Source organism: Paenibacillus sp. SORGH_AS_0306, assembly GCF_030819345.1.
GTDB classification, from domain to species: domain Bacteria; phylum Bacillota; class Bacilli; order Paenibacillales; family Paenibacillaceae; genus Saccharibacillus; species Saccharibacillus kyungheensis.
The window spans coordinates 1,203,125-1,229,109 of sequence record NZ_JAUTBP010000001.1; the positions used below are offsets into that span (position 1 = coordinate 1,203,125).

Genomic DNA, 25,985 nt, shown 5'->3' on the forward strand with positions numbered 1-25,985 from the left:
GGAAGGAGTGTAGAGGATGCAACCAGAACTGGATCTGATTATTACTGGAGGCACTGTTGTATTACCAGATCGTGTAGCCAAAATGGATATTGGTATTCGAAATGGCAAAATACAATCACTAACTCCTTCTATCCCTTATACACATGGAGTGACTGTGATTCAAGCGGATGGATTGCACATATTACCGGGAACCGTTGATATTCATGTTCATTTTAATGAACCCGGATTAGGCAGTTGGGAAGGATTTCAGACAGGTTCGGCAGCTCTTGCCGCAGGAGGAATAACCACCTATGTTGATATGCCCTTAAATGGTGTACCACCGACTACAAATGCTGAACATTTGGATGCCAAAAAGCAAGTAGCCAAGCAACATTCTTATGTTGATTATGCACTCTGGGGTGGACTGGTAGAAGGAAATGTTGATCAATTAGCAGAAATGTCAGCAGGCGGTGTAGTGGGGTTCAAAGCATTTATGTCAGAACCGGGTGGAGAAGGAAAAGATATCTTCACCAGAGCAGACGATACTACGTTACGATCTGGAATGACAGAGATTGCTAGATTAGGTCATGTGCTTGCATTACATGCTGAAGATGAACCCACTGTATCTGCACTAGCCAATCAAGCAGTAGCAGAAGGAAGAACAGGAGTAAGAGATTATCTGGATTCCCGACCGATTGAAGCTGAAGTGATAGCTGTGAAGCGTGCACTGGAGTATAGCCGTCAGACAAATTGTGCGCTCCATTTTGTGCATATTAGTAGCCGGGAAGCGGTCGATATCATTACCGCTGCTAAGCAAGAAGGACTGGATGTAACTGTAGAGACATGTCCTCATTATTTAGTGCTAACCGATCAAGATGTAGAAGATCAAGGTGTGCTTGTTAAATGTGCACCGCCTTTACGTAGTGCTACAGAGCAGTCTGCTCTCTGGGATGCAGTCGCACTCGGGCTTATTGATATTATTGCTTCAGATCATTCGCCTTGCCCGCCTGAAATGAAGCAATCGAACAATTTTTTTGAAGCATGGGGCGGTATATCGGGAGCACAGAGCACATTGTTATTGATGCTGGAAGAAGGTTATCATCGGCGTCAGATCTCGTTGCCAGCGATAGCAAATATGTTATCAAAGCATCCGGCTGAACGTGTAGGAGTGTCTCAATCTAAAGGTCAGATTAAAGTAGGTTTAGATGCAGATCTTGTACTTGTGAATCTGGAGCAATCGTATACGCTGGAACATGATGATCTGTATGATAAACATCGTCAAAGCCCTTATGTAGGATATTCCTTTTCCTCGACGGTGCACAAGACGATAGTACGCGGACACATTGTATATGACCAGTCATCTGGATTGACGGATACATGTATCGGACAATTTATTGCTTATCAGACAGGAGGAGTGATTCATGGCTAAGCAAGCAGCGCCAATGATCGAAAATTACAGTGCAAAGTTACACAGTATGGTGGAATGGCTGGCTCAATTTGGAGCTGATGAACAAGGCGGAGTCACTCGGTTGTTATACACTCCTGCATGGTTAGAAGCACAACAAGCATTGTTTGATTATATGGAAATGCAAGGATTAGAACCTTTTTACGATCAAGTCGGGAATCTTACAGGTCGGTTAGTAGGCAAGCAATCTGAACGACTACCGATTGTAACAGGTTCGCATATTGATACTGTTGTATTTGGAGGTAAATACGATGGTGCGTTAGGTGTTGTTGCAGGTGTACTGGCACTTTCTTATTTGAAAGAAACCTATGGAGAGCCTTTACGAACGATTGAAGTGATATCACTAGCCGAAGAAGAAGGTAGCCGATTTCCTTTAACGTATTGGGGATCAGGCAATATTACTGGATCATATCAAGTGAGCGAAGTTCCGGTAGTGAAAGATCGTGATGGGGTTAGCTTGGAACAGGCGATGAAGCAAGCAGGATTCGGAGGTGAATCCATATACTCTTCATGTCAGCGTGAATTTGCTGCTTATATCGAACTTCATATTGAACAAGGATTTGTATTGGAGCGCACAGGGCATCAGATTGGTGTAGTTACAGGGATTGTAGGTCAGCGCCGGATTGAAGTGAAAGTACTCGGTGAAAGTAATCATGCAGGCACAACACCGATGCAATGGCGTAGAGATACATTAGCAGGTGCAGCCTTGATGATTAGTAGCGTCAAGCGTTCTGCATTAGAATGGGGCGATCCATTGGTCGCTACGGTGGGAAGTCTGCAAGTATCACCGAATGTACCGAACGTGATTGCAGGAGAGACAACATTTACATTGGATATTCGTCATCTGGATCATCAGATATTGAATGATTATACAGATGCTTTATATGAAGAAATTTCAGCGATAGCAGAGCAAGAAGGATTAACATTATCCTGGAAAGAGCATTTACGGGCAGAACCTGTTCCTATGCATCAAGCGATGATTGATGATCTGCAACATGTATGCGATCAAGCAGGTATATCGTCGCTATCGTTACCAAGTGGAGCAGGGCATGACGCTCAGATTTTCGGTGTAGAATGTCCTTCTGCAATGATCTTTGTACCGAGTCGTGAAGGCATTAGCCATAACCCGTTAGAATATACAGCCGAAGCTGATATTATACAGGGCTTCAAAGTACTAACCGAATTGCTATATCAATATGCTTATCGAGGTGAAGACCATGAAGCGTTATAAAGACTTATCGCCACCCCCGCGCACGATTATGACACCCGGTCCGGTGGAAGTGGACCCACGTGTATTGCGAGCGATGTCGATGCCTATTTTGGGGCAATTTGATCCTGCTTTTACCGATATTATGAATGAAACGATGGAAATGTTACGCGAGTTGTATATGACTACTAATCAATGGGCTTTTCCTGTCGATGGTACTTCACGTTCAGGGCTTGAAGCAGTGATGGTTAGCTTAATCGAACCGGGTGATAAAGTGCTGGTTCCAATCTACGGACGATTTGGACATTTACTAACTGAAATTGCTGAGCGCTGCGGTGCAGAGGTTGAGACTATTGAGACCGAATGGGGAACTGTATTTGATCCTGAAGTCGTAAAGCAAGCTATTGTCCAATATCAACCGACCATTGTAGCGATGGTACATGGTGAAACATCTACAGGATGTATGCAACCTTTATCTGAAATAGGGCATTTTTGTAGGGAACATGATGTGCTCTTTGTCGTAGATGCTGTAGCTACAATCGGAGGGGTTCCTTTTTATACGGATGAATGGAAAGTCGATGCAGTGATGGGTGGTACTCAGAAATGTCTGTCTGTTCCTTCAGGCATGGCACCGATTACGTATAATGATCGAGTGGAACGTAAGATTCTAGGACGTAAAAGTATCGAGCGTGGACTTCGGACGGCAAATGATCTTCCGTTAGCAGGCATGTCCGGTCATAATCGTATCGCCAGTAATTATTTTGATCTGGCACAATTGCAAGATTATTGGAGTCCTAAGCGGCTTAATCATCATACAGAAGCTACAACGATGTTATATGGATTACGTGAAGGGTTGCGTATTTTGTTAGAAGAAGGTCTGGAAGCACGGTTTGCCCGTCATGCAGAAAATGGAGCAGCGATTGTAGCTGGTATCCGCGGAATGGGATTAGAATTATTTGGCGATGACAGTGCACGATTGCCTGTTGTTACTTGTATCCAAATTCCAGCAGGTGTAGATGGCGAAAGTGTACGTTCGATGTTGCTTCATGATTTTGGGATTGAGATCGCCAGTTCTTTTGGTCCACTACAAGGTAAAATCTGGCGGATCGGTAGTATGGGATATAGCAGTAGTCGCAAAAATGTACTTCATGTTTTAGGTGCTCTGGAAGCAGTATTAATCCACCATGGTGTGAAATTACCGGCAGGACAAGGTGTGCAAGCGGCACTTAGTGTGTATGCTGGTCAGAAAGAGGTGACGTACCAGTGAACATTATGCCCCAATCGCGTAGAGGAATGGTTGCAGCACCGCATTATTTAGCAAGTCAGACAGGTGCCTTTATTTTGCAGTCCGGTGGCAATGCATTCGATGCTGCGGTTGCGGTAAGTGCTGTACTGGGTGTCGTCTATCCTCATATGACAGGGCCTGGTGGAGATGCTTTTTTTCTAATTCATGATGGTCATACGGGCAAGATTGAAGGCTATAATGGAAGTGGGCGTTCTGCTGCCAAAGCAACACCTGAATGGTATACCAAGCAAGGGTATACGACTATTCCAAGTCGTGGCCCGTTAGCGGCTGTCACTGTTCCGGGTATGGTAGATGCCTGGGAAGCGGTCTGGAAAAAGTATGGACGTTTGCCATGGGCTGAGATTATCGCTCCGGCGGTTCGATACGCAGAAGAAGGCTTTCCAGCTTCACCAAGTCTAGCACGCTGGATTATGCGTGATCTGGAATGGATTCAGCAAGATACTCATCTTCAATCGGTATTTTGCCCTAATGGTATTCCGTTAGTAGAAGGCGATATTGTTATTCAGACTAAGCTTGCTCAGACGCTACGTTTGATTGGCGAACAAGGAAGTGCATGTTTTTACAGTGGATCTATCGGACAGATGATCGGTGAAGCGACAGAACGAGATGGTAGTGTGTTAACGAAGGAAGATCTGGCAGCGCATCAAGGAGAATGGGTAGAACCTGTATCGACCACCTATCGAGGACACCGGGTATATCAAATGCCACCGAATACACAGGGATTCTCGCTATTGATGATGCTTAATATTTTGGAAAATGTTGATTTGTCGTCTATTGCTCGCTTTTCGCCTGAATTTTATCATCTGGTAGTAGAAACCGTGAAAAAAGCTTTTCAAGATCGAGATCGTTATTTAACCGATCCTGCTTTTCGAGATATTCCTATAGAACAATTATTATCCAAAGACTATGCCAAAAAATTATGGTATGACATGCAATATCATCCTCAAGCGTCTCCGCATCTTTCACCTGCAATGGGTCAGGATACGGCTTATGCGGCTGTAACTGATGATGAAGGCAATACAGTTTCATTTATTCAAAGTCTTTATTTTGATTTTGGATCTGCTTATGTGCCGGGTGATAGTGGTTTTATTTTGCAAAATCGAGGCTCATTCTTTTCACTCGATGATCGGGCGCCGAATGTATTGGAACCACGTAAACGCACTTTCCATACATTAATGCCAGGAATGGTAACGAAAAATGGTAAACCTTATCTGCTGTTAGGAACGCAAGGTGGAGAAGGACAACCTCAGACCCAATTATCTATTTTGACCGGTGTGATTGATTATCAATTAACGATCCAGCAGGCGATTGGATTGCCACGATGGTTGTATGGACGGACATGGGGCGATATGAGCGATACGTTAAAAATCGAAAGCCGTTCATATGAAGATATTTATTCGCGCTTAGAAGCTTACGGGCATATCGTAGAACCAATTCGTGATTATGATGCAGTAATGGGTGAAGCGCAAGGAATTATGATTAATGAACAAGGTGTATTTAGCGGTGCGGCTGATCCTCGTAGTGATGGGATTGCTATCGGAATATAGAGCGGGATAGAGACAGAGGGGGACGCATCATGGGAAGCATCATGATTAGACAAGCACAGATGGTCACAATGAACGAGCGAGAAGAAGTATTTATTGGGGATTTATTGATCGAAAATAATAAAATTGTCAAAATGGCTCCACGTTTGGATGATCATGCCGATCAAGAAATAGATGGACGAGGCAAAACGTTATTGCCAGGATTTATTCAGACTCATATTCATTTGTGCCAGACATTATTTCGTGGTCGAGCAGACGATATGGAACTGATGGATTGGTTACGTAAGCGTATCTGGCCATTGGAAGCTGCTCATGATGAAGAATCGATTTTTTATTCTGCATTGTTAGGAATTGGAGAATTGATTTCCAGTGGAACGACAACGATCTGTGATATGGAGACGGTACATCATACCGATTCTGCTTTTCAAGCGATGGCGCAAAGTGGGCTACGGGTCATCTCCGGTAAAGTAATGATGGATCATGGAACCGATGTCCCTGAACCGTTACAGGAAGACACCGACGAATCTCTTCAAAAAAGTGTAGATTTATTAGAAAAATGGAATGGCTTCGGTGGTGGACGTATTCAATACGCGTTCTGTCCACGATTTGTTGTTTCTTGTACAGAGCGTCTGCTTACCGAAGTACGTGATCTTTCCGCTCAATACCATGTTAAAGTCCATACTCATGCTTCTGAAAATCGTGGAGAAATTTCACTGGTCGAACAAGAACGAGGAATGCGTAATATTGTGTATTTGGATCATATCGGTCTTGCTAATCCACGTCTGATTCTGGCGCACTGCGTATGGCTCAGTGAAGAAGAAAAGCAGATTTTGTACAAACGTGGAGTGAAAGTCACCCACTGCCCGGGTTCAAATCTCAAACTTTCTTCCGGTATCGCTGAAATTCCAGACTTGATGAATCGTCATATCCATGTTGGTCTTGGAGCCGATGGAGCGCCTTGTAACAATAACCTCGATATGTTTCAAGAAATGCGCTTAGCTGCATTAATCCAGAAAGTTCCTCATGGTCCAACGGTTATGGATGCTAGAACAGTATTGCGTATGGCGACGATGGGCGGAGCAGAAGTGCTAGGAATGGCAAAAGAAATCGGCAGTCTAGAAGTAGGCAAAAAAGCCGATGTGGTCTTGCTTGATCTGGAAGATTATCATACATTCCCTTCGTATGATGTAGATGTGTATTCCAGAGTCGTGTACTCGGCAACACGCAGCAATGTAGATACCGTTATTATTGATGGCAGTGTTGTATTGGAAAATCGCCGTGTCAAAACAATCGATCGCAGTATTGTATTACGCGAATCCGATCGTTCGATCAAACGTTTGATGACACGTATGTAATACAGGCTTACTTGCTACCTGAGAATATTTGCAATATTCACATTCAAAAAACAAAGGAGCTGGAGACTCATGGATATGAAAGACCTGTGCAAAATCGCTTTATCTCAACATCAACAACAAATGCGTACAGTTCTTGCTACTGTTGTCCATGTAGAAGGACATGCATACCGCAAAGAAGGAGTCTCCATGATTCTGACTGCTGATGGACAACAATTCGGCAGTATAAGCCCGGGTTGCCTGGAAAGCGATCTTGTAGCTCGTGTAGATGATGTCTGGAACAGTTCCCAAGTATCTATCGTGGAATACGATATGCGTCCAGCAGATGATCTATCATGGGGCGAAAATATCGGCTGTGGTGGGTTATTAAATATTTTGTTGGAGCCAGTCAGAGGTTCCTTTTTGAATGTGATTCGTGAATTAAATGATCGTTTGGATCAAGGTGAAAATGTAGTGCTTACTCGTTCTTTTCAAAAAAATGGTGAGCAGATTGATTATCAATTATCAGATCAACCGTTAATGCTTGCTCATGATGCCAATTCAGGTACTGAATCTCTGTCTGATGGGCAAAAGGATCAGTATACATTTGTTCGTACTTATCGTCCTAAGCCACGTCTTATTCTAATCGGTGCTGGTGATGACAGTATACTTGTAAGTTCGCTAGCACAGTTATCCGGGTTTGATGTAGTTATAGGGGATTGGCGTGCTGGATTGTGTACAGAGGAGCGGTTTGCAGGCGCTACCTGTATCGTAGGATTTCCACAGTCTTTATATGAACAAATACAACCGGGTGAACAAGACTATATGATCTTAATGAGTCATAATTTTCCACGTGAACGAGAATGGGTGGAATTGATGGTAGATCAGCATTGTGCTTATCTAGGCATTATGGGTTCCAAAGAACGAACACGCCGATTAATGGATCAATTACCAGCATACCCTTCGTTACATTCTCCTGTAGGCTTATCAATTGGGGCAGATGGACCGGATGAAATTGCAATCAGTATTATCGCCGAACTGATCGCTGTCAAACGTGGACGTGTACTTGTACCGAGAAAGGATGTTACACATGAACATCACCGCCTTAGTGCTTACAGCGGGTAAAAGTAGTCGGATGGGCAAAGACAAATTGAGTATGCCTTTGTATACAGCAGATAGCGCGCCTGTATCTGAGCCTGTACCGACGATCGGAGGTAAAGTACTATCGACCGTTTTGACCAATCCACAGATTCAGCATGTAGTCACAGTGACTGCTCCGTATTCTTCGCTTGAATGGCAACAAGAAATTCAAGCTTGGACAGACCAGTATCCTTCCAAAATGCAACCTGTTGTATGCGAACAAGCTCATTTAGGAATGTCATATTCTATTCGTTGTGGTATGAAGCAAGTACGGTTATCTCAAGCAGATGCCGTACTTATTTTGCTTGGCGATCAGCCTTTAATCACCTCAACCATGTTAACAGAACTAATAACAATCTATCAGTATCAGCCTGATGTCGACTATATCGCTTCTGCTGATCATGAAGGCATCAAACCTCCTGTAATTTTCCCCGCCCATATGTGGACTTATCTAGAGCAACTGCAAGGTGATCAAGGAGCTCGTAAAGTATTCATGAATCCAGATTTCTATAGCAATATCGTTAAATATCCAGATCATTTTTTCTGGGATGCTGATACGCCTGAAGCTCTAGCTCAAATCCAGCATTATATACGTTCTGCTACATAACTAACTATCATAATCTATTAATAACTGAATTACTGCTTCATTAGAAATTACAAGCATCTTATGTAACATAAGTTCTACATAAATAATGATTAAATCAATTCATTTCTAATATGTTAGTATATATTACATATTAATTTGATTTTGAAGAATTAAAAAGTGCACAAAGCACAAAATAAAGCTCTTTATTTATATTTACTACAAATTAAAGTAAGAATAATTGACATAATACCGTAATTTCATTAAGATTTGTTCAATTGATAGATGATGGAGGGTATATTCGATCATCTAACGTGCGAAAAGAACAAATGGAGGTGACATCATGGAAATGAATATAGAGACGAGCAGGATTCCTGATCCTTTTTCACGTAAAGTCTGGGAGCCAGCAGATGCAGAAGAAGCCATGATGATCAAACGTCAATATGGAGCCGACGCAGTATTCGTAGCAGGAGGAACATTACTACGTACGCAGTGGGAAGGCGGTATTGTAAATAGACCTGAGCACTTTATTCGACTGGATACGATTGCTGATCTATGCGGAATTCATGAAAGTGATCAACATATATATATTGGTGCATTAACAAGGCTTCGTGAATGTGGAGCAGATGCTTATATCGCTCATCATGGAGCTGCGTTATATGAATCGTGTCGTCATATTGCAGCACCTTCTATTCGCAATCAAGCTACGATTGGCGGAAATATAGCTTCTGCTGTAGGGGATGCTATTCCTGCTCTACTGGTACACAATGCCTCGCTTCATTGGGCAGATATTGGAAGTGAAGTGACAACGATCGAACAGGATCTTAGCGATTGGTTAGAGATCGTGAAAAGCGGTAGAAAAAGTATCAATGCCGTGTTGTTAGGAATAAATTTGGAGAAACAGAATCGCTTGTTAGCTACAGAATCGATAGAACAGTCTGTCGATCATCAACAAGAGATTACTTTTTTTCGGAAAATTGGTCGCAGAGAAGCATTCACACCATCGCTTGTCACAGTAGCATTTCGCGCCAAAATAGATCCATTAGGATACTTTTCACAGGTAAGAATAGCCGCAGGTGGTGGTTCTGGTATCGCAATGCGCTTATCTACATGTGAACAGTTATTAGAAGGCAATCGATATCAAGCTGATATGATTACTTCTTTAGCACGACTTGCAAGCGATGAATTTATAACATACAGCGATCCTTTTGCCAGTGAACAGTATCGTCAACAAACAGCAGGAAATCTATTAGCAGCAGGATTATGGGAAACGATACATGCACAGATCGAAAGGAGATGATAGCCTATGTTGCTGAATCGAGAAAGTAGTGGAGAACGCTGGCGTAAGCGGAGAGACGGCAAAGAAAAAGTAACAGGAGAATTGCAGTATTTGACCGATATGACTGCTGAAGGAATGTTATATGGACGCGTATTACGCAGTATTCATCCTCATGCACGTATTCTATCATTGGATGTATCTGCCGCAGAAGCATATGAAGGGGTTATCGCTGTAATTACTCATCATGATGTTCCAGGACTGAATCGCTTTGGTATAGCTACACCAGATCAACCGGCATTATGCGAAGATACAGTGCGTTATATTGGAGATGCAATAGCTGCTGTAGCAGCAACTTCATTAGAGATTGCCGAGCATGCTCTTTCTCTCATACGTGTGGAATATGAAGTGTTAGAGACGATTACAGATACAGATAGAGCACTGGAAGAATCGGCGCCAAGACTTCATCCACAAGGTAATGTATTACATCGGACTCAAGTGAAGCGTGGCAGCACCGATACTGCTCTTGCCAACTGTGCTCATGTTGTTCATCAAGTGTATCGTACACCAAGACAGATGCATGCTTATATGGAAACAGAAGGCGGATTATTTGTTCCTGAAGAAGATGGTCGTCTAACAGTCTATGCCCCTACACAGCATGGATATAAAGACCGGATGCAAATTGCTCGTATTCTAGGATGGGAAGAAGAACGGATTCGTGTCATCTCCAGTCCAATCGGCGGTTCATTTGGTGGAAAAGATGAATTAAATGTACAACCATATGGTTCATTATTAGCACTGAAAAGTGGTCGTCCTATCAAAATGCATAATTCAAGACAAGAATCGGTTCGTGCTGGACTCAAGCGTCATCCAATGAAGATTGAAATGAAAACAGGGATTGATGAATACGGTCATTTAGTCGCTCATTATGTGCGTATCGTAGCTGATACAGGAGCTTATGCAACACTTGGAGCGCCGGTGCTTAATTTTGCCACAGAGCATTCAATGGGACCTTATCGTATAGAGCATGTAGATGTAGAAGGGGTATCTGTGTATACCAATAATGGATTATCCGGCGAATTTCGTGGATTTGGTGGAAATCAAGCGATATTTGCGATGGAAGGGCAAATGGATCGCTTGGCTGAATTAATCCAGATGGACCCGTGGGAGTTTCGGATGTTGAATCGGCGCCAGCAAAATGATCCAGGGCCACTAGAACAACGCATTTTACAAACCAATGGTCTTGAACAAGTGATGCAAGCACTGACTCAATCCAAGCTATGGCAGCGCAAGCTACACCCTTCACAAGAGTATGAACAAGATCGTTCTGTGGAGATTATGAGTGGGATGAGTGAACAGAAGTCTGCATTTCAGCCACCGTGGATCAAGCGTGGGATAGGAGCAGCACTGGCTATGCATGGTGCAGGTCTCGGTTATGGTATAGATGATCCAGCAGGTGGACGACTTGCGCTAAATGAACAGGGAAAGATTGAAGTTTTCTTTAGCTATGAAGAATTCGGGCAAGGACTGATTGCGACGTTAGAGATCATGTTAATCGATCTGTTCCAATGTGAACCTGATGATCTGAGTATCGTTATCGGAGATACAGATCGTGTTCCTCATAGTGGATCAAGTACAGCTTCACGCTCAACAACGATGGCATGGATGGCATTACAGCGCTTAAAGACACCTTTTCTCCAAAGCATTTTAACGATAGCGTCTGAGATTACCGGTGTACCTTACGAGCAGTTAACTACAGGGAAAGCAGGTATCTGGTTACTGAGCGACGATCTTATCGTTGTAGATGAATCTGAACCTGTTATTACGTACCTTGAAATTGCAACACATATGAGTGTAGCAGGCAAGTCAAACGAATTGATTTTCGATACGGAATTTGCTTATCCCACTACACCGGATGCGGTAGTAGGCGGGCATTATTTATATACGTATGCGGCTGTTGCGGCAGAAGTAGAAGTGAATACATTAACAGGACATGTAAAATTGTTGGATAATTATCATACTGTTGCTGCAGGCCCTGTCATTAATCCGATGGGATTTTTAGGGCAGATTGAAGGCGGTAGTGTGATGGCACTAGGATTTACATTAACCGAAGATGCAGTGATGGATGAAGGACATTATTTGACCAAAAATATGGATACGTATCTTATTCCTACAATCAAAGACATGCATACCTCACTTGAAGTTGAAGCAATCGAAGATTTACCAGAAGGCGATACTTTTGGCCCGCGCGGCATAGGAGAGATTGGCTCGGTTGCACTTGCACCAGCAATCACGGCTGCGATTCGTGATGCTGTCGGAGTATGGGTTCCTCATTTACCAGTGGCAAGGGAATTACTGATTCAACCGATAGAGACATGGCAAGCAGAAAGGGTGAGTCCACGATGAAAACAACAGATACAACATGGCAAGCTACTGTGAATGGAGAACATCGTGAATTGGATATTGATCCTTCGCGTCGTCTGGTCGATGTGATTCGTGGAGACTTGAATCTAACAGGAACTAAAGTTTCTTGCGAAATTGGTCGCTGTGGTGCCTGCATGGTGATGATCAATGGAGAACCGGTCAATTCTTGTCTGACTATGGCATACCAATGTGCTGGTAAAGAAATCACAACGATTGAAGGATTACATGGAGAAAGCAAAGAGCAATTGCATCCAATTCAAGAAGCTTTTTTGGAAGAAGGGGGATTTCAGTGTGGATATTGTACACCGGGTATGATTATTTCCACCAAAGCATTGCTCGATCAGACCCCCCATCCTAATGATGATGAGATCAAAGAAGGATTATGCGGTAATCTATGTCGTTGTACAGGATACGGTGGCATTATGCGCGCAGTACAGAGTGCGGCTACCAAATGCCAGCAACAACAGCAAGAATTATCAGATACATCCCACATCGTTCGTTGAATCTATAGGAACAAATATCGTATAGATCTATGCTATACATGAGTGAATCCTTTCCTTACAGCAGATTATTGCATTGAGGGAAAGGATTTTGTTTTGTACATATAGTTGTTCCAGAGATACCTCATACATCCTGTAACAAAGGACTATCATCATCAATATAACCTCTATCCCTTCATAAATGATCTGTAACCAAAGTGTAATGTAAAACTTTTGGTATTCGCTAAAATTTGGATTGGTAAGGACACCTGAATTGTTATATTATTAACGAACAGGTAAAAGGTTATGCGTTGGCTTTTCATCGGAAAATAAGATGCAATAAGCTGATAGGATTGCTGAATAGTAGACAGACAATGTAATAGATGAAGTATGATTGAATAGCTCATTTTATGGCTAACATACTTGGGCTTGTGATAAGTCAGTGTCTGCACCTAGAGTTCTTATGGATATGGACTCAATCAGCTTCTCCATTACCCGCATTACAAAAGGCAGCAAGGAGGGGAACCTTTGGAAAGCGAATATATAGATTCCATGGAACAACTGGCAGATCATTATTTTCCATCTGGAAATTGGCATATGGTTGAAGGCAAAGGCGGTATGAATAATACCACGATGTTTATAGATCACGCGTCTAGCCGCTATGTGCTACGACGATACGAAACCCATAAAGAACCGGACAAAGTTCGCTATGAACATGAAGTGTTATCTGCGCTTCCTGCGGTTCTAGTTGGACTGAATACGCCGAAGCCTGTAAAAGATACCCAAGGACAGACAATTCATGTTACAGGGCCAGTCAATGAAGAGGATTCTCGTAGCGCTGGCAGAATAGCCGCGTTATTTCATTATATGGATGGTCATACACCTCAATTAAGAACAACAGAAGAGATTTTTCACTTTGGTCAGGTGACCGGGCAGTTATCTGCCGCATTGGCGCAGATTGATATTGATCTGCATCCGGTATATCCGCCGTATTATCGGTTGGGACAATCGTATCCTTTATGCAGTCCAGGTCGATTAGAAGCATTCTGTGCTCATCCGCCTGAAGACTTTAATAGTATCGCAGATATTTTATATCGTATTGGAGAACGTCTGGGTGAGCAGTTGATGCGGATCACTCGTCTGGTATCATTACCTCATCAATTGATTCATGGTGATCTGAACGCATCCAATATGCTGGAATCTACAGATGGACAGATTACAGCGATTTTAGATTTTGAATTTGTGACACGCGATTTACGGGCGATGGAACCGGCAGTCTGTTTGTCAGATATGTTGCAGACAGTGGAATGGAATGTAGCTGATGAGAAGCAGTGTACTGCTTTTTTGCAAGGGTATGCGACCCGAATTCATTTGTCAGATCAAGAGATTGAAGCAATCCCATTACTTATTTTGTTGCGTCGTATCGATGTATTTATGCATTTTTTAAGTCGTTATTTTGAAGGGATCGATGATGCTGACGTGGTAATTGCGCAAGCACAACGTCTGGATGCTGGACTACAATGGTATGAGAAGAGTGGGCCTCTTTTGCAATTACTGTGCCGTCGTATCTTTAAATAATGAACTTTGTATTGACGCGAAAATGAAAATAAAAATAGCGAATGTCGAAAAAGTTATCGATATTCGCTATTTTTTTATGTATAACCAAACCATATGCAGGATATCTATTGTAAAAAAAGATATTTCACAATATTTAAATATATTTTATTTGACTATTTTTATTCATTTGATGCTACAATAGGTAGCAAATAAGAGTCATATTTTGTAAAATGTTAACGTGAACAATATTGATGCATCAATTTTAGCGATTGAGAACGTCATTGTGTATCCTTTAACAAGTGATCTGTATAAAGGCATAACACCCATTTATAAATGAGCAAAAAGAAAATGTATAAAGGAATGGAGGAATACGATGTCGCTAGGAAAATATATGCAACCATTGCGAATCGGAATAAATAGTCAGGATGAACGTCGTAAGATTGAAAATATTCGTCAATTGCCGATCAAAATTTTACAAATAGGGGCAGGTAACTTTTTGAGAGGTTTTTTTGATTGGATGATCTATGAAAGTATTACCCAAGGAAAATATCATGGCAGTATTGCGTTGACCCCACCGACACCGAATGGAGCAGTCAAATTACAACAGTTAGCAGAGCAAGATGGATTGTATACCTTAATTACAAGAGGAGTACAACATGGAGAAGTGACCGAGCACCGATCGATTATTCCTGTTTTCAAAACGTTTATCGATCCGTATACCGAATGGGAGCAATTTCTACAGTTAGCTGAATTAGAGTCGCTGGATATTATTATATCGAATACGACAGAAGCAGGATTGACGTATGAACCGATCAATTATGTTGCAGGAGAGCCATTGCGTAATTATCCTGCACGATTAACTGTATTTTTATATCGAAGATTTCAACATTTTGCAGGAGATTCAAGTCACGGGTTATTAATTTTACCTTGTGAATTGATTGAAAATAATGGTGATGTACTCAAACAGTATGTGCTTCGTTATGCAGATGACTTTGGATTTGGTACTGATTTTGTGCAATGGATAGAACAATCACAGCGCTTTTTGAACAATCTTGTTGATCGGATTGTACCGGGGTTACCACCGGAAGAAGAATATGCACGTTTAGTAGAGCAATACGGATATGAAGATTCATTTATCAATACAGCAGAGCCTTATCATCTGTGGGCGATTCAAGGAGAGCCTGAATTAGATAAAAGGCTACCACTGGCACAGATTGGACTTAATGTACACTGGGTGAAAGATTTACAGCCTTTTCAAGAACGTAAAGTACGTATCCTAAATGGAGCTCATACGTTAATGACACCTGTTGGTTTATTGTACGGCAAAACCACTGTGCGTGATGTGATGGACGATCCACATCTTAGCCAATGGATGATTTCAACGATTACAGAAGAAGTGATTCCGTCACTCACATTAGATGAGAAAGAGCTAAAGTCTTATGCGACAGAAACATTTGAACGCTTCCGTAATCCTTATCTGGAACACCGATTACAAGATATCGCACTGAATAGTCTAAGCAAATTCAAAACAAGAATTTTACCAACATTGAAAGCGTATACAGAAAAATATAATCAACTGCCTGCTGAGATCGTATATTCACTAGCGGCTTTGATCTTATTATACCGATTACAACCAGCAGAAGAAGGACAACCTCATCAAGCTCAGACATTCTCAGGTGCAACACTGACGATCAAAGATAATAAAGACTATATTGAGCGTCTTGCAGAACACTGGCAACAATCACAGTTATTAACAGTTGTGACTTCTATTTTGTCTGATGAGCAGATATGGGAAGAAGATTTAACACAGATTCAAGGATTAGAAGCAGCTATTGTATCAAATATTCATATATTGGAGGAGCAACGGCAATGAATACGATGATAAAAGATTGCATAACGATTCAGAAGCAAGATGATGTTGTGATTGCACTTCGAGATGTATCACCGGGCGAATCGATTATTTTGGAAAATGGGACTATCCTAAATGTCAGCGATCATATTCCACGTGGTCACAAAATAGCGGTACATGATATTGCTCCAGATCAAGATGTGATTAAATATGGATTTTCAATCGGCAAAGCCAAAGAGCATATTCAACCCGGACAATGGATTCATACGCACAACCTACGCACAGGCTTAGAAGGCACATTAGATTATCGGTATGAACCTACGCCTAGCTGGAATCCTAATCATGTACCTGAACATTTACAGACATTTGAAGGATATGTACGTGAAAATGGTGAAGTGGGTATTCGTAACGAAATCTGGATTATCAATACGGTGGGTTGTATTAATAAAGTTTGCGAAGCACTAGCGCGTACTGCTCATGCAGATATGCAAGGACGTGTAGAAGGCGTGTATCATTTTCCACATCCATTTGGCTGTTCGCAATTAGGCGATGATCTGGAATATACGAAGCAGTTGTTAGCTTCACTTGTACTTCATCCGAATGCCGCAGGTGTTTTGGTAATTGGATTAGGTTGTGAGAACAATCAGATTGAACAATTTGCTGAAGTTATTCCAAACGAATATGCTCACAAAGTTCGTTATCTCAAAGCTCAAGAAGAAGATGATGAGATCGAAGCAGGATTGTTACTGTTAGAAGAATTGGCTACTCAAGCAGAACAAATATCGCGTCAGCCTGTACCTTTGTCCAAATTAAAAATAGGCTTAAAATGTGGAGGCTCGGATGGGTTATCTGGAATTACAGCCAATCCATTAGTCGGTTCTGTAGCCGACCTTATCGTTTCTGCTGGTGGAACAGCTATTTTAACCGAAGTGCCCGAGATGTTCGGTGCAGAGACCATCTTAATGAATCGTGCTCAGACTCCGCAAGTATTTGACGAATTGGTAGATTTGATTAATGGATTTAAGCAATACTTTGTTAATCATGGTCAAAATATTTACGAAAATCCTTCACCCGGCAACAAAGCTGGAGGGATCACAACACTGGAAGAAAAATCGCTAGGCTGTACGCAAAAAGGTGGACACTCCCAAGTCATCGATGTACTAAAATACGGTCAAAGGGTACATCAGTCTGGATTGAATATTATCGAAGCACCGGGTAATGATCTTGTGTCTGTTACTGCTTTGTCAGCGGCAGGCGCTCATATTGTTTTATTTACAACCGGTAGAGGGACTCCTTTTGGCGGGCCTGTACCGACTATGAAAATTGCTACTCAATCCGATCTAGCCAATCGCAAAAAACATTGGATCGATTATAATGCAGGTCAATTATTAGAAGGAAAAACGATGGAAGAAGTATCACTTGATCTATTAACATCAATTGTAGATATTGCTTCAGGACGTAAGCAGACTAATAGTGAAAAGCATGGTTTTCGTGAAATTGCTATTTTTAAAGACGGTGTAATTTTATAAAAAAGAGCTGTCTAGTATCTCAATATAAGCCAGCAAATTCACTCTTCAGCATACAAGAAAAACTAGAAATAAGATTAAAAAAAGCGATACGTAAATGTAATTAAATACATTTTACGTATCGCTTCATTCGTGGTAAAATAAGGATGTTAATCGATTGCTATGTCATATATTACCAATTGAGATTGATATTACTCTAAATTGGTTTTAACTGCTATACGGTGCACTTAGAATCACTGAACCGCGTGCAGGCACTTCAATCGATTGACTCGTATGATCAGGATCGAGCAGATTGGTTACTTGTAGATCGTTCAGTTCTACAGTAGCTGCTTCAGCATTATGGTTGAGTAAGAAAATGAATTGTTCGCCGTTTTTGACACGTCGTCCAGCTTCTACACCGGCTGGGGTATCTAGAACAGGTTGAATTCCTTTTTGATCAGCTACAAATTTCATAAGACCAGCAATAAACGCTTCTTCTCCATCGGAAGCGATATACCATGCTTCTCCTTTGCCGTACGTATTACGCGTAAGCACAGGCATTCCTTTATAAAAGTCATCACCATAGTGGGCAAGAACTTCGGCACCTTCGGTATGAAGCAAATCGCAGAGCATTCCGCATTCATAATCGCCGCTTAGATCACCTAATGATTGATTCATTACAATCTGGTTCCGCATCGTAGGAAGTAGAGCGTCTGTTTCTTCTACCCAGATGCCAAGCAGTTTGCGTAGCTCGCCAGGATAACCACCAAGTGCAACCAGATCACTCTCGCCTACAATGCCGCTAAAGAATGTGGTGATAAATGTGCCTCCATTTTGTGTAAATTGTTCTAGTTTATCGGCTAGACCTGGTTTGACCATGTACAGAACAGGGGCGATGACCAGCTCATATGCGCTAAGATCAGAATCTACGCCAACTACATCGACCTGAATATTACGGTTATAAAAGGCTTTGTAGTATTTATGTATCTGATCTACATATTTGAGCGCAATTGTTGGCCCACTTGATTTCTCAATCGCCCACCAGTTGTCCCAATCAAACAGTATAGCAACTTTGGATTCAATACGCGAATCAAGCAAAGTATCACCCAATGTCTGAAGTTCGCTACCCAGTGCTGCTGTTTCGCGGAAAACACGAGTATTGGAATGACCTACATGTTCAATCACAGCGCCATGGAACTTTTCACATGCACCTGCTGAACGGCGAAGTTGGAAAAACATAATCGTATCTGCACCATGAGCCACGGCTTGATAGCTCCATAAGCGCATTACACCCGGACGTTTGAGCGAATTGTAAGCTTGCCAGTTTTGTTGACTAGGCGTTTGTTCCATAAGCATAAATGGATCACCATTTTTGATACCACGCATCAGATCATGTGCAAGAGCGGTATAACTTACAGGTGTATCGAGCCCTGGATAGTTATCCCATGAGATAATGTCCATTTGTTTTGCCCATTTAAAATAATCTAAAGGCTTGAAAAAGCCCATCAAGTTTGTCGTAATCAGTGCATCTGGAACAACACTTTTAATCGCATCATACTCTAGTTGATAACATTCGAGCATGCTGTCCGAGTTGAAGCGGGAATAATCAAGAGACATCCCTTGAAAGTTCGTATTATCGTCTCCCCATTCTTCGCTTAGATTACTTGGCAATACAATTTCATCCCAGTCATAGAACGTATGACCCCAGAAAGAAGTGTTCCATGCTGTATTTAATGCATCTAGCGTCTGGTAACGTGTTTTGAGCCAGACACGAAAAGCCCGTTCGCAGTTGTCACAATAACAATCGCCACCGTATTCGTTAGATACATGCCAGACCACAATAGCTGGATGATCTTTGTAGCGTTCTGCAAGTCGACTAGCAATCTCTGTCGAGTATTTACGATAAGTTGGACTGTTAGGGCAAGAGTTATGACGACCACCGAATTTGCGTTTTCTGCCGTCTTTGTCGGTACGTAATACATCAGGATACTTTTTCGCCATCCATGCCGGATGAGCAGCCGTACTTGTGGCAAGGCAGGTATAGATACCGCTTTCATAAAGGCTATCGATCAACTCATCCAACCATTCAAATTGATAATGAACCTCATCGGGTTGATTGCGTGCCCAAGAGAATACATTGACTGTGGCGATATCGATTCCTGCTTGTTTAAATAGTTGTAAATCTTCTTGGTGAGTCTGTTGATCCCATTGCTCAGGATTATAATCACCACCATAAAAAATTTTAGGAAGTTTGCTGCTAATCATGACTGTCACTCCTTGTATAAGAATAACTCTATAGTAATTCAACTCGTTCCCTTATAAAATATAATAAAATGCGCTTAGTATATAAAAATATGGAGATTGGAAGTGAAAAATATGTACGTAACTATACCTGACCGCCGTTTTTTTACAGAGCTCAGAGACTTACAGTTACCTATTCATATGGAGAGTATCGGGTACAATGCTGATCAAGAATCGATTGATCGTCCAGACGGGTATCCTTGTTATCATTGGATTCAAGCGGTAAATGGAGAAGGCGAGCTTTATTTTGGCGGAACCAGCTATACGGTCAAAGCAGGATCAGGTGTATTACTGGCACCCCGAGATGCTCATGGATATCGTCCAATAAGCGGAGTATGGGAGACGGCTTATTTAACATTTGGTGGCCCGCAATCTCTTGCGATTGTATCTACACTGGGGTTATCGCATTCAGCTTATTATGAGTGGGATCGTGGATGTGAATTAGAGACTTTTGCTAGTGGTCTATTGGGACAGATTCGTAGTGATCGTGATCTATCCGGTCTAGATACCAGTTCAGATCTATACCGATTTTTAACATTGCTCAAAAAGCATGGACGTGTAAACAATCTTCCTTCGTTATCGCATACAGTCGAACGACTCAAGCCACTGATGTCATTTATGGAATCTCATTATGACGATCCTAATATCGGGCTTGAAGATATGGCAGATCAAGTAGGCGTAAGTGCAAGGCATTTAAATACATTATTCCGACAGACATTCGGTATGACCGCGTATGCGTATTTTATTTTACTACGTATTCGTAAAGCCAAAGAACTGATGACACTTTATCCACGAATGACGATCAAAGAAGTGGCAGGTCAGGTAGGATTTAGGGATTCCAGTCATTTTGTAGCTACATTCCGTAGATTAGAAGATGTAACGCCTGAACAATTTCGTAATTTGTATTAAATATAATTTCTAGTGCATGTAAGTTGGATTGCATGTGAGTTCGAGGCAATCTATAAATGACATTAATATTTGTCTAATCAATGAATCATGAAGCGGATAGGTCCGGTCTGCTTCAATTATTGAGTTGATTTTATTAAGCGCTTACAATATATTGATAACCAGTGTGATATCAGAAAGGGGATGATCAGGTGAGTGTAGAAAAGATATGGATTGATGTAGAAGAAGATATAAATACTACAGAAGAAAAAGCTTATTTGGTACCATTTATAGTGGATTCTTCGGATAGTGTGGTTATTGTATTGCCAGGTGGAGGATATGAACATCGTGCAGATCATGAAGGCGCGCCTGTCGCACAGTGGTTAAATGAACATGGTATTTCTGCTTTTGTACTTCATTATCGTTTATCACCGAAACAGCAACGTATTCCGTTAGAAGATGGTAAACGTGCTATTCGTTATGTTCGGGCGCATGCGGCTGAATATGGAATCGATTCGTCCAAAATAGGGATATTGGGATTTTCAGCAGGTGGTCATTTAGCCGCTATTACCGGTACGGTGTATGAAGAACAACCGATAACTGTAGCAGGAATCACTCAATCGATCAGTTCGAGACCGGATGCGATGATTTTGTGTTATCCGGTTATTACGATGAAGCACTACGGGCATGAAGGATCTAGATTAGCTCTTTTGGGAGCAGATGCTTCAGAGGAACAGATAGCTGATTATAGTGCAGAGCAACGTGTTACCGCACAGACCCCGCCTGCATTTATCTGGCACAATACAGATGATGATGTAGTATCTGTACAAAATAGTTTGCAGATGGCACTGGCTTTAGAACAGCATCATGTTCCATTTGAATTACATATTTATGAGAGTGGTGGACATGGGCAGGGGCTTGCTTTGGAACACCCAGTTATGGGAAACTGGACCAAGCAATGTATGATTTGGCTTCAACGTCAGGGTTGGTAATCTATACACTAGCCGATGACCCTATTTTTGTCAGTGTAGAGGAGATGGATAGAGATGAAAATTGAAAAAAACAGCACATTATTGATGATTGGTGACTCGGTTACAGATTGTGGACGCGGTCGACCTGTAGGGCAATACTGGGAGATTGGCAATGGGTATGTGTCTTTAGTCGATTCTCTTTTGCAAACGGTTTATCCTGATTATAATATTCGTGTTCTTAATACAGGAACAAGTGGAGATCAAGTCAAACATCTCAAAGAACGCTGGGAAGAAGATGTGTTCAAACATGATCCAGATTGGGTATCTATTATGATCGGGATCAATGATGTATGGAGACAATTCAGTCATCCGCTAGAAACCGATTGGCATGTATATTTAGAAGAATATGAACAGACTTTGCGTGAACTGGTACAACAGACGTTACCGAAAGTAAAAGGATTAGTCTTAATGACTCCATATTACTTATCGACAACGACTGAAGATCCGATGCGTGCCACAATGGATGTATACGGAGAAGCAGTGAAGCGAATTGCGCAAGAAACAGGAGCGATCTTTGTTGATACTCAAGCTGCTTTTGACGCATTATCCGCTTATGTATATCCAGCTTCATTATCCAATGGATGGGATCATGTTCATCCGAATCAAAATGGACATTTAGTGCTTGCTCGTTCATTCTTGCAAGCTGTTCAATACGATTGGAACCGTTCTACGACATAATGGAAATGTAAGGAGTGATACTTATTAAAACCTATACAGCAAATATCGTAATCGATGCCAAAGCCAAATTAGGTGAAGGGCCAAGTTGGGATCAATCATTTGGGCGATTATTATGGGTAGATATCGAAGGATATCAATTGCATATTTATGATCCATCTACTCAGCAAGATCGTACAGTAGATGTGGGGGAACATATTAGTGCCGTAGTGCCTTATTTGGAAAATGAAGTGATTGTCGCACTGATTAGTGGTCTGTATCGCTTGAATATTCAGACAGGTGAGAAAATCTTGATTCATGATCCTGAAGAAGGTAGACCGGGTAACCGATTTAATGATGGTAAATGCGATCCAGCAGGGCGTTTTCTTGCAGGAACAATGAGTTTGAATGGAGAATCAGAGCAAGGCGCATTTTACAGCTTGAGTACAGAGGGCAATGTTTCTTTGTTAATAGATGAAGTGTCCACGTCTAATGGATTAGCATGGAGTGCAGACCATAGCACTTTATATTATATTGATACACCAACACTTGAAATTGTATCTTTTGATTATGATGTGCAAGAAGGTACAATTTCGGACAAACAAGTGATTGCTACAGTAGATGAAAGTGAAGGATACCCTGACGGAATGACGATCGATGCAGAAGGTATGTTATGGGTCGCTCGTTGGGGAGGTCAACGTGTCTCACGTATTGATCCGACCAGTGGAGAAGTCATAGGTGAAGTATCGTTACCTGTAAATTGTGTGACTTCTTGTGCTTTTGGTGGTGAACATCTGGATGAACTGTATATCACTACAGCGCAAGATGATAGCGAAGATCAACCTTTAGCAGGCGGGTTGTTTATGGTTAAGCCGGGTGTAAAAGGCATGCCTACTATTGCTTTTAATCAGGGGCAGCGTGCACCTAGTCTTGAGCAATCCGTATCGTAATAGTAAATATCTATAAAAACAGCGCAAAAAGCTTCAATCGATCGAGACTGAAGCTTTTTGCGCTGTTCCCAAGTCTGTGTAACACAGACAAGGCTACATATTCCGCAGAAATAGAAGAAAAAAAAGTGATCTTAACTTCTTTTAAGCGCGAATATCTAGTGATCCTCCCAAATTCGGGTGAGGTGCTTGTTTGAGCATTTCTGCCATCTGTTGACCTTGTTGTTCAGCCATGTCTTTAGATAACGAAAGTACTTTGATACCTACAGCTTGTGAAAGCGAGCTTTGGCTCATTGCCGTGGATAATGAAGCGATATCCATGATAGGACCTCCTTTCGTTGCCTTTATTGGATGAGAAGGCATACCTAATATATATCGGACAACTTTTTTAAAATATAAATGAAAAGTATAGAAATTTAATCTTATTTTCAGGCAATCATCAGATTAATTTCATCTGGAGTGGTTAAGATACATGCATACCCCTTTTGAAATAAATATAAATATAGACCCTGTCGGTTATCGGCAGGGTTCTTTTTTTGTTTATTTATGTAAGGTAGGTGTTAACTACATGTAAAATGTAATCTGAAATGTAGGACATTATTAAATATTACTCACAATTTATGTTTGTTAAATTTACATAAACCTATTTTAAAAATCATAAATGTAAGTTAAAATAATCTCAGTTCTTATATTATTTAAATAAAAAATGGAAGGAAGTTGATGTATGAAAAAGATTTTGTTTACAGCTATGACGTTTATGATGTTGGTTACGATGTCGGTTTTATTTCAAGGCGAGGGCAAAATACATAATACGGTATACGCAGCAGCAGCCTATGATTACACGCTTACTTTTCCAACCAGTCGTTACCCTGAAACAGCAGATCATATCAAAGATGCCATTGCAGATGGACATTCTGATGTCTGTACGATTGATCGTGATGGAGCAGACCAACGACGTGAAGATTCTTTAAAAGGAGTACCTACTAAGTCCGGTTATGATCGTGATGAATGGCCAATGGCGATGTGTCTGGAAGGCGGAACAGGAGCAGATATCCGTTATGTGACCCCGTCAGATAATCGTGGAGCAGGTTCTTGGGTCGGCAACCAACTCACCAAATATCCAGATGGAACCAAAGTGAAATTCATAGTGCAATAATCAACTTTAGATGTCATATGTATACTTATTTTAAAATACAAAAAGTCCCTACAGTCATTGTAGGGGCTTTTCAATTTATATATCGCTATATCTATTACTATATTTATCCTGCTGATCTAAGCCTAAGATACATTCCTTTTGAACCATAGACATGATATGATACGATAGCTTTGTACATCGTAGAACTAACATATGAGGCAAAAATAGACTGTGCTACGAAATATTATAAAGACAGGTGAGCGTAAGATGAGAGTCATATCAGGTAGTGCCAAAGGACGTCCATTAAAAGCTGTACCCGGTAATGGAACACGTCCGACAACAGATAAAGTTAAAGAATCAATTTTTAGCATTATTGGACCTTATTTTGATGGTGGTAAAGTATTAGACCTTTTTGCAGGTACAGGTGGTCTGGGGATCGAAGCACTCAGCCGTGGTATAGAGCAAGGGGTATTTATAGATTTGGAACATAAAAGTATCGAAGTGATTCGTGGCAATCTACAAGCAACAGGGTTAACGGAACAAGCAGAAGTGTACCGTAATGAAGCAGGACGTGCGCTAAAAGTATTAGCCAAACGTGAAGCTACATTTGATCTCGTTTTTCTCGATCCTCCTTATAAAATGAAAAATGGTATTGAACTGATGAACGAAATGCATGAACGTGGATTGTTAGCGCCAGCCGCCACGATTGTTTTGGAATATGAGTCAGGTCATGATTATCCACAAGAAGTAGAACATTTTGTAGGTATTCGTCATGCAGTATATGGAGAAACAGCGATTAATGTATACGAATATGAGCCACAACAACAGGGAGGACAACCATCTCATGAATGAACATATCACCAAGTCCCATCTAGCCGTATATCCAGGCAGTTTTGACCCTGTTACGATGGGACACATGGATATTATTCATCGCGCTGCTAAACAGTTCGATCATCTGGTTGTAGCCGTTCTAAACAATATGAGCAAAAAGCCCTTATTTAGTGTAGAAGAACGGGTCGAATTGTTAAAAGAAGTTACTGCCGATCTACCTAATGTGACGATTGAAAGTTTTCGTGATCTGTTAGCGAATTACATACGTGAACGTCAAGCACAGGTGATTGTACGCGGTATTCGTTCAGTGACTGATTTTGAGTATGAATTACAGATGGCTTCAATCAATCGTGAACTCAATCCGGATGCAGAAACGATTTTTATGATGACCAATCCAAAATATTCTTATTTAAGTTCTAGCGTGGTCAAAGAGATTGCTCGCTTTAATGGAAAAGTATCTGACTTTGTACCTCCTATTATAGAGCAACATTTAAAGCAAAAATTCAGTCAAGGACCGGATAGCGAGTAACTAGATTGCCAATATGGAATTGAAAAC

The 25,985-nt window shown here is 41.4% G+C and carries 22 protein-coding genes; 20 read left to right on the forward strand and 2 right to left on the reverse strand.

Going from position 1 to position 25,985, the window contains the following annotated elements:
• Window positions 1–16 precede the first annotated feature (16 nt).
• The 13 genes from QE450_RS05405 (at window position 17) to QE450_RS05465 (ending at window position 17,669) form a co-directional block, all read left to right on the forward strand.
• The gene (locus tag QE450_RS05405; RefSeq protein WP_307297627.1) at window positions 17–1,408 is read left to right on the forward strand and encodes an allantoinase; all 1,392 of its coding nucleotides are present in this window, start codon (window positions 17–19) and stop codon (window positions 1,406–1,408) included.
• Window positions 1,401–2,675, forward strand: coding sequence for an allantoate deiminase (gene allC, locus QE450_RS05410; RefSeq protein WP_307297629.1), 1,275 nt, complete (start codon window positions 1,401–1,403; stop codon window positions 2,673–2,675). The genes QE450_RS05405 and allC overlap by 8 nt, the downstream gene beginning before the upstream one ends.
• On the forward strand, window positions 2,662–3,918 hold the full coding sequence (locus tag QE450_RS05415; RefSeq protein WP_301261364.1) for a pyridoxal-phosphate-dependent aminotransferase family protein: 1,257 nt from the start codon (window positions 2,662–2,664) through the stop codon (window positions 3,916–3,918). Before allC ends, QE450_RS05415 begins: the two co-directional genes overlap by 14 nt.
• Entirely contained in the window at window positions 3,915–5,504 is a 1,590-nt protein-coding gene (gene ggt, locus QE450_RS05420; protein ID WP_373461951.1) for a gamma-glutamyltransferase, read from the forward strand. Before QE450_RS05415 ends, ggt begins: the two co-directional genes overlap by 4 nt.
• Window positions 5,505–5,533: 29 nt before the next feature.
• Window positions 5,534–6,856: a 5'-deoxyadenosine deaminase gene (locus QE450_RS05425; protein WP_273615720.1), complete on the forward strand. Its 1,323-nt coding sequence runs from the start codon at window positions 5,534–5,536 to the stop codon at window positions 6,854–6,856.
• A gap of 69 nt (window positions 6,857–6,925) precedes the next feature.
• Entirely contained in the window at window positions 6,926–7,957 is a 1,032-nt protein-coding gene (locus QE450_RS05430; protein ID WP_307297630.1) for an XdhC family protein, read from the forward strand.
• Window positions 7,923–8,579, forward strand: coding sequence for a nucleotidyltransferase family protein (locus tag QE450_RS05435; RefSeq protein ID WP_307297632.1), 657 nt, complete (start codon window positions 7,923–7,925; stop codon window positions 8,577–8,579). The genes QE450_RS05430 and QE450_RS05435 overlap by 35 nt, the downstream gene beginning before the upstream one ends.
• A gap of 319 nt (window positions 8,580–8,898) precedes the next feature.
• Window positions 8,899–9,855 (forward strand): FAD binding domain-containing protein, encoded by a 957-nt coding sequence (locus tag QE450_RS05440; protein WP_307297634.1) that lies wholly within the window; start codon window positions 8,899–8,901, stop codon window positions 9,853–9,855.
• A 6-nt stretch (window positions 9,856–9,861) separates the two neighbouring features.
• Window positions 9,862–12,237: a xanthine dehydrogenase subunit D gene (gene pucD / locus QE450_RS05445; RefSeq protein WP_307297636.1), complete on the forward strand. Its 2,376-nt coding sequence runs from the start codon at window positions 9,862–9,864 to the stop codon at window positions 12,235–12,237.
• Window positions 12,234–12,758: a (2Fe-2S)-binding protein gene (locus QE450_RS05450; protein WP_307297637.1), complete on the forward strand. Its 525-nt coding sequence runs from the start codon at window positions 12,234–12,236 to the stop codon at window positions 12,756–12,758. The genes pucD and QE450_RS05450 overlap by 4 nt, the downstream gene beginning before the upstream one ends.
• A 504-nt stretch (window positions 12,759–13,262) precedes the next feature.
• Entirely contained in the window at window positions 13,263–14,312 is a 1,050-nt protein-coding gene (locus tag QE450_RS05455) for a phosphotransferase (RefSeq protein ID WP_274170345.1), read from the forward strand.
• Between the two features lie 352 nt (window positions 14,313–14,664).
• The gene (locus QE450_RS05460) at window positions 14,665–16,164 is read left to right on the forward strand and encodes a tagaturonate reductase (protein ID WP_307297640.1); all 1,500 of its coding nucleotides are present in this window, start codon (window positions 14,665–14,667) and stop codon (window positions 16,162–16,164) included.
• Window positions 16,161–17,669 carry a UxaA family hydrolase gene (locus tag QE450_RS05465; RefSeq protein ID WP_307297641.1) on the forward strand — a complete coding sequence of 503 codons (1,509 nt, stop codon included), beginning with the start codon at window positions 16,161–16,163 and terminating at the stop codon, window positions 17,667–17,669. The genes QE450_RS05460 and QE450_RS05465 overlap by 4 nt, the downstream gene beginning before the upstream one ends.
• 204 nt (window positions 17,670–17,873) lie before the next feature.
• On the opposite strand, the gene QE450_RS05470 is transcribed toward QE450_RS05465, so the two are convergent.
• Window positions 17,874–19,910, reverse strand: coding sequence for a beta-galactosidase (locus QE450_RS05470; RefSeq protein ID WP_307297643.1), 2,037 nt, complete (start codon window positions 19,908–19,910; stop codon window positions 17,874–17,876).
• A 111-nt stretch (window positions 19,911–20,021) separates the two neighbouring features.
• Between QE450_RS05470 and QE450_RS05475 the strand changes: the two genes are divergently transcribed.
• The 4 genes from QE450_RS05475 to QE450_RS05490 all read left to right on the forward strand — a co-directional run bounded on the left by QE450_RS05475 (window position 20,022) and on the right by QE450_RS05490 (window position 23,466).
• Window positions 20,022–20,855, forward strand: coding sequence for an AraC family transcriptional regulator (locus tag QE450_RS05475; RefSeq protein ID WP_204825023.1), 834 nt, complete (start codon window positions 20,022–20,024; stop codon window positions 20,853–20,855).
• Between the two features lie 188 nt (window positions 20,856–21,043).
• On the forward strand, window positions 21,044–21,823 hold the full coding sequence (locus QE450_RS05480) for an alpha/beta hydrolase (RefSeq protein ID WP_307297647.1): 780 nt from the start codon (window positions 21,044–21,046) through the stop codon (window positions 21,821–21,823).
• Window positions 21,824–21,877: 54 nt separating this feature from the next.
• Window positions 21,878–22,540 carry an SGNH/GDSL hydrolase family protein gene (locus QE450_RS05485; protein ID WP_273615731.1) on the forward strand — a complete coding sequence of 221 codons (663 nt, stop codon included), beginning with the start codon at window positions 21,878–21,880 and terminating at the stop codon, window positions 22,538–22,540.
• Between the two features lie 14 nt (window positions 22,541–22,554).
• On the forward strand, window positions 22,555–23,466 hold the full coding sequence (locus QE450_RS05490) for an SMP-30/gluconolactonase/LRE family protein (RefSeq protein ID WP_307297650.1): 912 nt from the start codon (window positions 22,555–22,557) through the stop codon (window positions 23,464–23,466).
• Window positions 23,467–23,607: 141 nt separating this feature from the next.
• Here QE450_RS05490 and QE450_RS05495 read toward each other — a convergent pair whose 3' ends face one another.
• Window positions 23,608–23,784: a YjfB family protein gene (locus tag QE450_RS05495; RefSeq protein WP_069327434.1), complete on the reverse strand. Its 177-nt coding sequence runs from the start codon at window positions 23,782–23,784 to the stop codon at window positions 23,608–23,610.
• Between the two features lie 451 nt (window positions 23,785–24,235).
• On the opposite strand from QE450_RS05495, the gene QE450_RS05500 reads away from it, so the two are divergent.
• From QE450_RS05500 to coaD, 3 genes are all read left to right on the forward strand, one after another.
• Window positions 24,236–24,619 carry a NucA/NucB deoxyribonuclease domain-containing protein gene (locus tag QE450_RS05500; RefSeq protein ID WP_273616281.1) on the forward strand — a complete coding sequence of 128 codons (384 nt, stop codon included), beginning with the start codon at window positions 24,236–24,238 and terminating at the stop codon, window positions 24,617–24,619.
• 225 nt (window positions 24,620–24,844) lie between these two features.
• Complete coding sequence (gene rsmD / locus QE450_RS05505) at window positions 24,845–25,450, forward strand: 16S rRNA (guanine(966)-N(2))-methyltransferase RsmD (RefSeq protein ID WP_373462039.1); 606 nt, start codon at window positions 24,845–24,847, stop codon at window positions 25,448–25,450.
• Window positions 25,443–25,958 carry a pantetheine-phosphate adenylyltransferase gene (coaD, locus tag QE450_RS05510; protein ID WP_307297662.1) on the forward strand — a complete coding sequence of 172 codons (516 nt, stop codon included), beginning with the start codon at window positions 25,443–25,445 and terminating at the stop codon, window positions 25,956–25,958. The genes rsmD and coaD overlap by 8 nt, the downstream gene beginning before the upstream one ends.
• Window positions 25,959–25,985: the final 27 nt, after the last annotated feature.